The organism is Agarivorans sp. Alg241-V36, from assembly GCF_900537085.1.
In the GTDB taxonomy this organism is placed as follows: domain Bacteria; phylum Pseudomonadota; class Gammaproteobacteria; order Enterobacterales; family Celerinatantimonadaceae; genus Agarivorans.
Window position 1 is genome coordinate 181,005 of record NZ_UNRE01000007.1, and the last position, 13,100, is coordinate 194,104.

Here is a 13,100-nt window from a genome sequence, read left to right on the forward strand (position 1 = left end):
AAGCGTTATCTTACTAAAGCTGTATTAATCAACATACTGGCTTAAGCACCAGCAACTTCATTTTGACGTTCTCGCACCAGAGTGCGATAACAATCATCACTTATTGATGATTTAACCAGCAAGTCAGTTTCACGTTGCTATATTCAACTTGCTCGTAGCGGTAAGTAAAGCGAGTTCATCTCAAAAACAATCCAAGGAAGGCAACATGAAAAATAAATCACTAAAAGTGATAACGAGCTGGTTATTGGTTTCAGTCATCAGCTTCGCTGCGCAAGCAGCTGAAGAAGTAAGACTAAAGCATGCTCACTTCACCCCTTACTTCGAAAATGGCTTTGATAGCGCAGAGCTAGAAGGCGCGGTAGAAGTGAAAAATATTGGCCCTAATAAGCAGGTTTGGCTGCATTACCAAACAGCCAGCGGTGAGTGGCTAGATCACCCAGCCTTTTATGTGGGGGCCAGCCATAGCGGCTACGAGAACTTTGCTTTTAGATTACCGCTGGAAGGCTCGGTAGCTGCTACCCAGTTTGCCATTAAGTATCAAGTAAATGGACAAATCTACTGGGACAATAACCAGCAACAAAATTATCAATTTAATGACTACCAACAAACCAACCTAGCTCATCAAGCGGTAGCACTAGATGACGCCTACAGAGCAAGCAGCTTGATTACCCTTACAGCCAGAGCTAGATCCCAGAGTAGTGAAGACAAGGTAACAATGGTTTACTCCGACAACAATTTTCAAACAAGCTATCGAAAAGAATTGAGCTTAAGCCACATTGTAGCCGACGAACATGGCCTAAGTGGGGTTTGGAGCGGTCAGCAATACATCGAATACTACCGTCATATTTCCTTTTATTTAGAGTATAGCGACGGGCAAACCAGCCACGTTGATAACTATTATGGCAAAAACTATCGACTGTTTGATACCGGCGAAAAACTCGGCCAAGGCCCACTATTGCAGCGTTACCCGCAAGTTTATTTTCGCGGCGGACCCACTAGCTGGAACTCGATTCCGATGACCCTAATCGACGATTACACTTGGTCTATTGTGGTGTATTTTGATGGCACCACCGACTATAAGTTTGATGTCTACGATGACTGGTCACGTAACTTTGGTGACAATAACAATGACGGTATTGCAGATTTAAACGGCGCTAACTTAACAGTAAACAGCGCAGGCTCCACGAGAATTACCTTTAATAGCCTAAGTGGCGCCTATCAAGCAACGCTATTGCACTAGAAGCACTAGTAAAAACAAGCCTCGCACTATGGCGAGGCTATATCTTCAAGTCGTTGTCTTGCTAGCTAATAAGGAGCTATTTTAGGTTTAGCTCAAACCAGTTAATGTTAAATAAATAACCAGACGAACCTTTAAAATTAAAGCGCAGCGTTTGCTCGCCGGCTTCGAGGCTCAAGCTGTTTTCAAGGCTTACCCAGTTTTGCCAACCACCGGTGCCTTTTACCTTAACCGTGGCTTTTTCGGCATCATTGGCTAGCACCGCAATGCGTCCACCGTTGGTATCACTGGCTACTCGCACGGTAAATGTGTATTCGCCCGCCGCTGGAACGTTAATGGTATATTCCACCCAATCGCCATTTTCAATATAACCAACATTGTTGCCGCCATCAGCGTCGGCTGTAGGCTCGGTTTGCACCCCATTTTGCTGGCTATAGTTTTCTGCCTTTACTTTTATCGCTGCATTTGCAGCCGTGCTTAAGCCAGCCATAGCCACCAAGGCGCTTGTTAGCATTAGGTTTTTAATTTGCTTAGGTAAAATGCTCATAGATTTGCTCCCTCATTATCTCTTCGAAAATTGCTTACTGGCCAATTGTTGTTGTGGCTTGATACAGCATTAAGCGAGTGTTCAAAATTCGGCCTAGATCCAAACTACCTAGATTTATTTCATCAGTTAAATTTATTTATCGAAGATTATGTTAGCGCTCACACTCACTGCTTAATTTAGTTAGGGCTTATAAGAAAACGGCATGGAAGATGACCCGTCCTAAGATAGGTTGACGATTTTTAGGCCAGCTCCAGTAGCTGGCCTTTTCTATTGTGCACCTGATTGGGCGTTTTCATATTTAAACTCAGATGCGGCCTCATAGCGTTGTATATCGCTATCGATTCTTTTACAAGTATCTTCATTTCTTTAAGCGTTTTACATCGGTACAGTAAAAACTCCTGCTTCAGTATTCCGTTTATCCTTTCCGCCAACGCATTTTGGTAGCAATCATAACCGTCTGTCATCGAGGGTCGAATTTGGTTTATCAACAGTTCATCCTGATAAACTGCCGAGCAGTATTGTGAGCCTCGGTCTGAGTGGTGTACCGTGTTAGCGATATAGCGCTTATCTTTAACCGCCATTTTCAGGGCCTTCACTACGCTGTCAGCTTTCATGTCCTCACTCAAGTGATGACCGACTATTTTACGAGAAGCAGCATCGGTCACCAGCGACAGATAGTGTACACCTTGGTCTGATTCAAGATAGGTTATGTCGCTAACCAGTACATGCTCTGCATCATGTAACCCTTCCTCTTTCAGCAGGTTAGGATGTTTCTTCATCCAGTGCTTGCTGAATGTCGTTTTGGTGAAGCTTCTCTTTGGTTTAACCAGCAAACCATCACGTCTCAAATAGGCAAAGAGCCCAYCTCGTCCAAGTTTAATGTCGTGCTCAAGGAGTTTAGGCTTTATCAACACGTAGAGCTTGCGTACACCCAATCGCGGCATATATTTACGCCAGTACTGTACCCAGTCTTTGATGACCGATAACGTCGCTCTACGGTTTTCCATTCGGGCGACCGCCTGATAAATAGATTGCCGTGAAATACCCGCCGCGCGACATGCAGCAGCTAGGTTTATTTCGCTGTCGGTTTTCGCTTGCCAGATGTACCGGATAAGTACTTTTTTCTAAGGCCCGCTCCGTATTCATTGTCCATGATATCGACCATACCATTGAGGATTTGGTTACGTAGCTTCTCTTCGGCTAACTCACGCTCAAGGCGCTTGATTGTTTCGGCTGGCGTTTCTTTTGAATTAGGCATAAGGGGATGCTGAAATGGTTTTGACCAATCAAGCCTACCATGTTTTCTGAGCCAAACCAGTACTGTTGAACGCCCCTGAATGCCAAATCGGGCTTGAGCTTGTTTGTAAGTCATTTCGCCTTTTTCGACGCGCTCTACGACACCTAATTTAAAGGCTAAGGTGTAATCTCGTTGTGTGCGCTTAGGGCTTGAGTTAATGGGTGTTGTCATAAAGAAGTCCTCTTTATGTCAACCTATTTCCGGACGGGACAAAGTACTAATAAAAAGGCCGCTTCTAAAAGCGGCCTTTATTATTTCAATTTCTAATGTGAGAACAAGCCCAAGCTAAAACTTCCCACCATTTACCCATTCTTTTTTCGGTGGCACGGGTTCTTGGTTAACCCAAATATGTCTAATTTGGTCCTCTTTAATCTGGAAAAGGTCAAAGCGAGCGACTTCTTTACTGTTCTCTATAACTCGACTGTAAGCAACCACAAAATCACCTTGGCCGATAATCTTAAATACATGGTCATAGCCACCAATATAGCTATTCAGTGGACCTACATCAGAGGCCGAGTAGACTTGTAACTCTTCGGTATTCAAGTACTTTGGCAGCTCTTCTTTTTGCCCTAACACCATCACATCACATAAAAAATCCCGAACTAGATTTTTGTTATCTTCCGTCTTCTCTATGTCTGTATGCTTTGTTGGACCGTCCAGCCGGCCACCTTCTGAGGATGCTTGAGTTTCGAAGGCGGATATTACATCCCAATGTTCAATAATTTTATCTTCAACATCGGTATCGAATAAATCAGTGGTGACCCATTTGTTCTCACCATGATTAATATCCTGAAACGCTTGAACAAACACAAACTGGCCATCGACTATCGAGCGAATGATCTTGATGTCCCTAACGGGGCAGCGTTTGACAAAAGGCTCAAAGAACTCAACAAACCCATCAACGCCATTGCGTACACCGGTACTATGCTGAGTATAACGCTGGCCGGTATACTTTGTGACTGCCTCAAGTGCGTTTCCATCACGAATACCTTCCATATATAAATTGGTCGCATTTGCTAGTTTTTTGCTCATAACCACTACCTAAAAAACACCCAAGTAATTAATGATAGTTGAGTACATCTTTTTGTTGGTAATTTCTAAGTTTCTGTAGCCAAAACTTAGCAGGCAAGCACTGAGTTTAGCCAGAACAATCGCGCTGATTTATTTGGCATCAGCTTACTATTGTATCAGAGAGGACATTTCTAACGGTAAGATGCAACGATGGCCAGCCCAACTAAAAGAAAAGCCTACAGATTTTAGTAAACCAATTAATGCAACGAAATAGGTATGCTCTTCCTTTTGCATACCTATTTAAAGCGCTAAATCACCTACTGGTCAAAGCGTAAAACAGACTGCTCAAGAGTTTCACAGTAGCTAACGTTATCCTCAGACCAATGAAACTCCTGTGGCAATATCGGATAAGAATGACTTTGTATCTGTTCAATTGCTCGGGCCGATAGCTTTAAGCCCAGCATAGAGAACCAGTCACGGTAATCGAACTGTGTTGCACTTCCTAACGCAATAAGTAGTTTGTCATTCCTAAGCATATACTTGGCCGATTCTCGAGTGTAATTACTCATGCCAAGTGATTGCTTACCTTCCTGCCATGCCTCATCAGATATAATCGCCTGCTGGAAAGCATTCTCAAAGATATGTAAGCGAGGAATAACGTGCCAGCCATTCTCTACAGCTCCAACACTTTGTGCCGACATCAAAGCACTAATGATCATCGTACTATTTCTTTTCGACGTATTATCGTGGGTATCCGCCATATATGCATAAGGGTCATTACTTAAACGACTGTCTTTAAGCTGTTGAACTATTTCAGTGAATACCGCAGTTTGACACTGGTGGGCAAAACCAGTGTCTTTAAAATATTCCGACTTAGGATAATAAGAATAAAAGTTAGTTGCTCCATGACCAACTGGGTACTCGCTCAACTGGAACATAGGGCTTTGCATGTTATGACCTAGTTCATGCAAGTCACCATGACTAAGTGGCGAAAAAGCCCAATTAGCGTCGTATGGATTGCCTGAACAGCCGCCACTACCCGGTACACAAGCAGAAATATCTGCGTTCATATGTTGAATTTCATCTAATTCACGGCGCTCAAAGCTAGAGTGCTCCACATAAGCTGCCATTTCTAATTCGTTACCTATATATGGCCCTTTTATGCCCGCAAGTTGCTGAGGCAGGTCTACCGTATATCGCTCAATATAAGGCGCTACTTCTGATCCATAAGTCCACAGTTCAGACTCCATTGTTTCATGCATTTTCTCCAGAGTACTGTGGATTTCAAAGCGTGGTGTCAGTAGCTCAGCCCAATCAAAGTGACCAGCCTCCAGCGCTTTTGCAAAAGCGATATCATCTTGTGGTCCAGTCCAAACAGGATGTTGTGCTACATTTTTGAACAGCAACTCAACATTTGCGTCTTTCTCACTTGTACCGGCCCCCATGTGGATAGGCCCGCCAATCGGGGAGGTCACGTAGATGGTTTCACCTTGCTTGATGTTGATAGCATGTGACGTCACCATATCCGGTCTATGATAGCCCTGTCGCTCAAACTCATACACAGCGCCTTCACGAATACTATTTATAATGATAGTCACCGTACCTTCATTGTTGTCTTCTCTGGACACCTCAAAGGTTTGACCTGGAACGGCATAAACCTTAGCTGAGCGGAAAGGCGGTTTTACCACCAAGGAGACGTGCTTATCGTTCAGAGGAATATGAGAAAAGTCGGTGCGGCTAAATGAGCCCAGATCCGCATACACGGGGTTGTTCTGTCTCACACTTAACACACTGTAATCACTGTATAGCGCCTGTAAAAATGCCTGTCTAGATGTATCAATCACATCCATAGGAAAGGTCACATCTTGTCGGTATCGATCACCCAATAGTACTAATAAAGACAAAATACGATCGTCACTAGAGCTAAAGATGTCGATAGCGTTGTTATCATAGACGGCTAATTCATCGCGAATGTCGAACACGATATCCCTAAATTCGGTGTAATAACTATCGTTGCCGACACAAGGTTTATAATACCAGCCTTGCTCACAGTCTCTGAGTTCAAAGCTAAAGCTATCTTGCTTTATTGCTTCAATAAACAGCGCGACTTTCGACATAAACGTGTTATCGAGCATATCACTGTAATGATCCCAGTTTGCAGCATCGTTCGCATGCCAATTACCACTGCTACCATTTGGTAAGCCTAAGCCTGACATATTTAAATATTTTAACGTCTCGTTGATGTATACACTTGTATTCCACTTTTGGGCATTGATGAACATTTTATTAAATGGCGTGGTTGCGGCCATAATCGTCTCAACGTCAGCAACGGACTCCCCTTCGCCAGCGGTGATCACCAGATCGATATCACCTGTTAAACATGCGTCAATCGCTTGCGCATCATTACAAATATCGACATCCCAGTGTGGATAGTGTTGCTCAATCCAGCTAAGGGTATGGTTCTTGGCGCTTTTATTTGTGAGCACCAAACGAACCACGGCGGCTTGATCTAATTGCTCAACATCGCGCCCCATCAACCACGCGATCACCTGTTTTGTCGATAAGTCATAGGCAGACATCTCATCTTGCACTTGAGCAAAAAGTAAATTACCGAAAGCGACATGTCGAACAGACCCTTGCTCATTGGCTATGGCGAAATGCAGCCCTTTTTGACCAACAACTAATGGATATTGTTCTTCATTAAATTTTTCGACATCAAAGTAGCTCGATTGGCTATTACCCGGTGCGAAATTGATCGGCTCATCGCCATAGATCTCAAACAAAAATTGTGCATATTTGTTGTTGATTAAGCCTATATCATTAATGATGAACTGCTCTAAATCAGCAGATTCAAGGTTGAGTAATGAAGGGTCGCCAGTCAATAATGCCGCCTCGATTAATTCTTCTGGAGTGACTGGGTTATTTGGGATTAATGGGCTTTTATCTACATCATCTGGAATACGATCGTTGTCATCATCATCATCCGCATTATTGCCGATTCCATCACCGTCTGTATCTATCCATTCTGTTGGATCTAATGGAAAGGTATCTTCTTCGTCGACTATGCCATCATTGTCATCATCATTATCTGCATTATTACCTATGCCATCCCCATCAGTATCAAGCCATTCAGCTGGGTTTAGTGGTAGTTGATCTATAGTGTCAGTTACACCATCCCCGTCCGAGTCAGGATCAAAGAGCATCGTCCAACGTTGTGTGGCCGTCTCCCAGTTCCCATACATAGCAATGCTCGCCCCCTTGTTTTCAACCAGTACTACGTTGTTCCCAGCAACAAGATAAATGTTTTGAGTTAGCTCATCATATGACCAAATTTGCGTATTGCTATCAGTACATCGGTTCAAACGCAGTTCTCCCCACCAAGCAGTGAGAGAGCTATCAAGACAGTAACTTGGGTCTATTGTGGGCTGTATTTGACCGGCTTTTGTCCACTGCCAAATGGCTCCTGCCTGAGCACAATCAATTGAAAACAAGTTTTGGTGGTAGATAGATTCATTAACATCAAAACTCATACACTTATTTGATGAATGATTCTGTAGCTTGATTGCTTTATAAGCCAAAACAGGATCATCAATATTAAAGTCAGGATCACTGTTATCCCCTATACCGTCACCATCGCTATCAGAGGACTCGGTAGGGTCTAGCGGGAAGGCATCTTCATCATCAATAACACCGTCGTTGTCGTCATCGGTATCGGCATTGTTACCAATACCATCAAGATCAGTATCGAGAGATTCTGCTGGGTCTAAAGGGAAGGCATCTTCATCATCAATCACGCCATCGTTATCATCATCGGTATCGGTATTGTTACCAATACCATCGAGATCGGTATCGAGAGATTCCGCCGAATCCAATGGGAAGGCATCTTCGCTATCAATCACACCATCGTTATCGTCATCGCTATCGGCATTGTTACCAATACCATCGAGATCGGTATCGAGAGATTCCGCTGGGTCTAACGGGAAGGCATCTTCGCTATCAATCACACCATCGTTATCGTCATCGCTATCGGCATTATTACCAATACCATCAAGATCGGTATCGAGAGATTCCTCTGGGTTTAGTGGAAAGGCATCGTCGCTATCTATAACCCCATCATTATCGTCATCTCTATCGGCGTTGTTACCAATACCGTCGAAATCAGTATCTACTGATTCGGTAGGATCAAACGGGAAGGCATCTTCTTTATCTGTGACACCATCATTATCATCATCGGCATCGGTGTTATCACCAGTTCCGTCTTGATCGGCATCGCGTGACTCAGTTGGGTCTAGCGGGAAAGCATCTTCGCCATCAAGAACACCGTCGTTGTCGTCATCGGTATCGGCGTTATTACCAATACCATCGAGATCGGTATCTACTGATTCGGTAGGATCAAATGGGAAAGCATCTTCACCATCAATCACACCGTCATTATCATCATCAGGATCGGCGTTGTTACCAATACCATCAAGATCGGTATCGAGAGACTCCGCTGGGTCTAACGGGAAGGCATCCTCACCATCAATCACGCCATCGTTATCATCATCGCTATCGGCATTATTGCCAATACCATCTAGGTCGTTATCTACTGATTCGGTAGGATCAAATGGGAAGGCATCTTCGGTATCTATGACGCCATCATTGTCGTCATCGATATCATCAAGGTCTGGTATACCGTCATTATCGTTATCTGGTAATGAGCGAGCGAGATCTAAGCTTACACTTCTAAAGCTAATAGCGCCGTCAGATCCGGTACTACCATTACCAAAAACTAGCTCTTGTTTTGAAGTGGCATCACCAGCCCAAGAGTCAATGATCTCTCCTTCAAAAACAAAATCAGCAAATCCAGTCGCAGCATTATAGTTAATTTCAAAATTGTGGAAATTAGCATCACCGTTAACGGAGACTAAAGTATGTGTATTGCCCCCTACAAGTTCAACAACAAGTTCACCGCTGTCGCTCAGCTTCAATCTTGGTAAGAAGCGACGACCATTATTCGCTAAATAGGCCACGTTGTGGCTTCCAGAATTAACTTGAGCAGTGAACTTTAGAGAATAACCATCTTTTGCTTGTTGAGCATATTCGTCAGAGAGTTGCTTTTTTGCTTGAGCACGACCACCAACTCCGGAAAACATGGAGTCACTAGAATTTGCAGTAATCGAGGCTTGTTTATTAAAGTCCGAGATAAATCCCTGCTCAGCGAGTGAATTGATGCTAGCGACAAAATTGGCGGCATTAAGAGTATTAGGTTGAATACGCAGCGCATCGATCATGAAGTATTTACTTTCTAAAGTGACAATTCTTGCGGTGTGTTTTCCAGCAGGATAGCCACTAAGCTTATATACCTCAGATTGGAAGTGTTTATGGTCATTGGTTAGCTTTAAAACACCAACATAAACGTCATCAACAAATACATGAGCATTGCTTCTTATAGGGCTCATCTCTGAATAAATGGTGACCGTATCTTGACCATCAAACTCAAAGGCCAGAGACTCATCTTTAAACTCTGTTCGAGTTGTATCGCCATTCACATTACCCCATGGTCGCCCAACATCAGACCACCAGCGACTAGAGTAATTTAGAATAGGGTCATTATCGTTAATGGTATATGGCAATTCAGGGGTAGACGCTAAAGCTGTTTGAGAAGCGAGGAATACAATGCTCCCCAAAGCTCTAATAGCTTTGCTTTGTGTTTTTTTCATAAAATTATACTTATTTTATTTGTGGTTATTATGAACAGTGCTTGCTTATAAAGGTGGAATGATAAAGCTGAAAAGTAATACGCGAGATATTAAAATTCGCATATCATCTTATTTCCCTACCAAAGTCGAACTAAAAATCTACCTTATGTTATTTTTTCAGCTGATTCGATTAAATCGGTGCTTCATTCAGGCAAGATGAGATATTTTTGTAGGCTTGTGAAAAAGCAAAACACCCCGCAATACTCGGTAAAATTCAAATTAAATCTGTGGAAAAAACCTTATCAGCAGAGGAAATTAAATCTAATAGAGGGTGGAGCAAAACTAAACAGCCCTAATAGTCTTTCTGAAATCAAAAAGAGTGCATAACTGCAAATCAAAATAAAATAAAATAAAATAAAACAAGGTAATCATTGAAAATGATTTACTAAAGAAAGTGCTCGTAGATTCAAACAGTCTTTGCAACAGTTTTACAAAAATACGGATTTGTATGGGCATTAATGATCAAACGAGCAAAGTGTATTAAAATAATCATAAAAGCGACTACTCAGTTGAACGGTCTCTCTTGTTAAGTGGTCTATCCGCATCAGACATAAAAAACCTCCTGCCAAGACAACTTAACAGGAGGTAAAAAGTACGATCAAACTTTATTGACCGCCGACAATAAAACAACTTAAGCCATTGATTTCATTCAACAGTTACCGATTTTGCCAAGTTTCTTGGCTGGTCTACGTCGGTGCCTTTGATTAGCGCTACGTGGTAAGACAATAGCTGCATAGGCAGGGTGTAAACAATCGGCGCAATTAGCTCGTCTACATGTGGAACATTAATCACGCGCATGGTTTCGTCACTTTCAAACTTGGCGTCTTTATCGGCGAATACATACAAAATGCCGCCACGGGCCCGTACTTCTTCCACGTTCGATTTAAGCTTTTCTAGCAATTCGTTGTTTGGCGCTACCACAATGATTGGCATTTCGGCGTCAATCAAAGCTAGTGGGCCGTGCTTAAGTTCGCCAGCCGCGTAAGCTTCGGCGTGAATGTAAGAAATCTCTTTAAGCTTAAGCGCACCTTCCATGGCGATTGGGTATTGAGTACCGCGGCCAAGGAATAAGCTGTGATTCTTGTCGGCAAAGTCTTCTGCGAGTTCTTCAATGGCAGCATCTAGCGTTAGGGCTTGCTCAATTTTTGCTGGCAAGGCTTGTAATGCACCTACAATGCGCGCTTCCAAGTCTGCTGATACATCTTTATTACGGCCAATCGCTGCAACCAACATCAACAAACCAGCTAGCTGAACCGTAAAGGCTTTAGTTGAAGCTACGCCAATTTCGGTGCCTGCTTTCATCAAGTAAGCCATGTCTGATTCGCGTACTAGTGATGAACCGTCAACGTTACAAATGGTTAAGCTAGAGGTATAACCTTGTTCTTTAGCTAAGCGTAAAGCCGCCAGCGTATCGGCGGTTTCACCACTTTGCGAAAGGGTAACCAACAAGCTGTTTTTAGGTGTAAATGACCGGCGGTAACGAAACTCTGAGGCAATTTCTACATTACATGGAATGCCTGCCAACTCTTCAAACCAATAACGGGCTACCATGCCAGAGTTATAAGAGGTACCACAGGCAATAATTTGCACGTGCTCAATGGTTGGTAGAATCTCTGCGGCTTTAGGACCAAAAGCACTGTCGAGTACTTTGCCTGCTTGCAAGCGGCCTTCTAAAGTACGTTGAATCGCAATTGGTTGCTCGTAGGTTTCTTTAAGCATGTAGTGGCGATATTGGCCTTTGTCGCCAGCATCGTGAGAAGCGGTAGATTCGCTAATTTCGCGCTCTACTGGCTCACCATTTTCATCAAAAATGCTAACACCTTGGCGTGTTACTTCGGCTACGTCACCTTCTTCTAGGAAGGCAAAACGGCGAGTTACCGGCAGTAACGCAAGTTGGTCAGACGCAATGAAGTTTTCACCTACACCATAACCAATAACCAGCGGGCTACCAGAGCGAGCAACCACTAAACGGCTTGGGTCGCGTTTATCGGCAATCACCATGCCGTAGGCACCTTCTAACTCGGCCACTGCAGATTGCACTGCTTCAACCAAGCTTTGGTGATGCTTAATTTTATGTTCAACCAAGTGAACAATCACTTCGGTGTCGGTATCGGATGCAAAGGTATAACCCTTAGCAATTAACTGCTCGCGAAGCTCTGCGTGGTTTTCAATGATGCCATTGTGCACAACGGCAATGGTTTCACATGAAACATGTGGGTGAGCGTTACGCTCGCTAGGCTCACCGTGAGTAGCCCAACGGGTGTGCGCGATGCCAGTACCGCCAAGTACCGGGTTACCTTCTAGGGCGTCGGCCAACTCTTGCACTTTGCCTAGGCGACGTACGCGGCTTAATTCGCCATCGGCGGTGATGGTTGCTACACCCGATGAGTCGTAACCACGGTACTCTAAGCGACGTAGCCCTTCGACTAAAATATCCGCTACATCACGTTGAGCAACAGCTCCTACAATTCCACACATAGTTAATTCCTTGTCGATAAAGTTATTTTGCTATGACTACATTCACGCCCTGAGCACGAATTTGCTCAGCCACGCTAGCGTCTAGCTGCTTGTCTGTAACCAAAGTTGAGATCTTCGACCATGCCAACTCTAGGTTATGAATTTTTCTGCCAATTTTATTGGACTCGGCTAATACCACTACTTCGCGGGCAACCTCTGCCATCACTTGGCTTAAACCGACTAGTTCGTTAAAGGTAGTCGATCCACGTGCCACATCGATACCGTCTGCGCCAATAAACAATTGGTCGAAGTCGTAAGCACGTAATACTTGTTCTGCTACTTGACCCTGAAATGCTTCTGAATGCGTATCCCAGGTGCCACCGGTCATCAAAAGTGTTGGCTCGTTTTCTAGCTCGCGTAAAGCGCCAGCAATGCTTAGCGAATTAGTCATTACCACCAAACCTTCTTTCTCAGATAGCTCGGGCAGTAAGGCGGCAGTTGTGCTGCCACTGTCGATAATAATGCGATTATGATCGCGAATTAGCCCGGCAGCAGACTTGGCAATTGCTTGTTTTTGCTCAGACACTTGCTCGTCGTGCGGTTCGTTGATCAATTCCTTGGGAATAGGCACTGCGCCGCCGTAACGTCTTAGCAACAAGCCGTTAGCTTCTAGACTAGCTAAATCCTTTCGAATCGTAACTTCTGAGGTTTCAAAAGCGTGAGCAAGTTCATCAACCTTTACTTCACCGAGTTCGGCGAGGCGATCTAAGATAAGGCGACGGCGCTGCTGAGTGTTTCGTTTGATCATAA

General features: G+C 43.9%; 7 protein-coding genes. 1 reads left to right on the plus strand and 6 read right to left on the minus strand.

Annotated elements, in window-relative coordinates:
* The first annotated feature begins 205 nt into the window (after positions 1-205).
* Positions 206-1,240, plus strand: a complete 1,035-nt coding sequence (locus G6R11_RS16790) for a carbohydrate-binding protein (protein WP_163134226.1) — start codon at positions 206-208, stop codon at positions 1,238-1,240.
* A gap of 76 nt (positions 1,241-1,316) precedes the next feature.
* Here G6R11_RS16790 and G6R11_RS16795 read toward each other — a convergent pair whose 3' ends face one another.
* The 6 genes from G6R11_RS16795 to G6R11_RS16820 all read right to left on the minus strand — a co-directional run bounded on the left by G6R11_RS16795 (position 1,317) and on the right by G6R11_RS16820 (position 13,098).
* Positions 1,317-1,784 carry a carbohydrate-binding protein gene (locus tag G6R11_RS16795; RefSeq protein WP_163134227.1) on the minus strand — a complete coding sequence of 156 codons (468 nt, stop codon included), beginning with the start codon at positions 1,782-1,784 and terminating at the stop codon, positions 1,317-1,319.
* A 239-nt stretch (positions 1,785-2,023) separates the two neighbouring features.
* A protein-coding gene (locus G6R11_RS16800; RefSeq protein ID WP_163134228.1) for an IS3 family transposase occupies positions 2,024-3,252 on the minus strand; the annotation gives its coding sequence in 2 pieces (ribosomal slippage) (positions 2,024-2,901 and positions 2,901-3,252; 1,230 coding nt in all).
* 114 nt (positions 3,253-3,366) lie between these two features.
* Positions 3,367-4,113 carry a hypothetical protein gene (locus G6R11_RS16805; RefSeq protein ID WP_163134229.1) on the minus strand — a complete coding sequence of 249 codons (747 nt, stop codon included), beginning with the start codon at positions 4,111-4,113 and terminating at the stop codon, positions 3,367-3,369.
* A gap of 296 nt (positions 4,114-4,409) precedes the next feature.
* The gene (locus tag G6R11_RS16810; RefSeq protein ID WP_163134230.1) at positions 4,410-9,794 is read right to left on the minus strand and encodes an ImpA family metalloprotease; all 5,385 of its coding nucleotides are present in this window, start codon (positions 9,792-9,794) and stop codon (positions 4,410-4,412) included.
* 684 nt (positions 9,795-10,478) lie between these two features.
* Positions 10,479-12,311, minus strand: coding sequence for a glutamine--fructose-6-phosphate transaminase (isomerizing) (gene glmS, locus G6R11_RS16815; protein WP_163134231.1), 1,833 nt, complete (start codon positions 12,309-12,311; stop codon positions 10,479-10,481).
* Positions 12,312-12,333: 22 nt separating this feature from the next.
* On the minus strand, positions 12,334-13,098 hold the full coding sequence (locus G6R11_RS16820; RefSeq protein WP_163134232.1) for a DeoR/GlpR family DNA-binding transcription regulator: 765 nt from the start codon (positions 13,096-13,098) through the stop codon (positions 12,334-12,336).
* Positions 13,099-13,100: the final 2 nt, after the last annotated feature.

Excerpts from the sequence above, each read along its gene's own strand:
- G6R11_RS16790 (WP_163134226.1), top strand. The coding sequence starts at position 206 with ATGAAAAATAAATCACTAAAAGTGATAACGAGCTGGTTATTGGTTTCA.
- G6R11_RS16795 (WP_163134227.1), bottom strand. The coding sequence starts at position 1,784 with ATGAGCATTTTACCTAAGCAAATTAAAAACCTAATGCTAACAAGCGCC.
- G6R11_RS16805 (WP_163134229.1), bottom strand. The coding sequence starts at position 4,113 with ATGAGCAAAAAACTAGCAAATGCGACCAATTTATATATGGAAGGTATT.
- G6R11_RS16810 (WP_163134230.1), bottom strand. The coding sequence starts at position 9,794 with ATGAAAAAAACACAAAGCAAAGCTATTAGAGCTTTGGGGAGCATTGTA.
- glmS (WP_163134231.1), bottom strand. The coding sequence starts at position 12,311 with ATGTGTGGAATTGTAGGAGCTGTTGCTCAACGTGATGTAGCGGATATT.
- G6R11_RS16820 (WP_163134232.1), bottom strand. The coding sequence starts at position 13,098 with ATGATCAAACGAAACACTCAGCAGCGCCGTCGCCTTATCTTAGATCGC.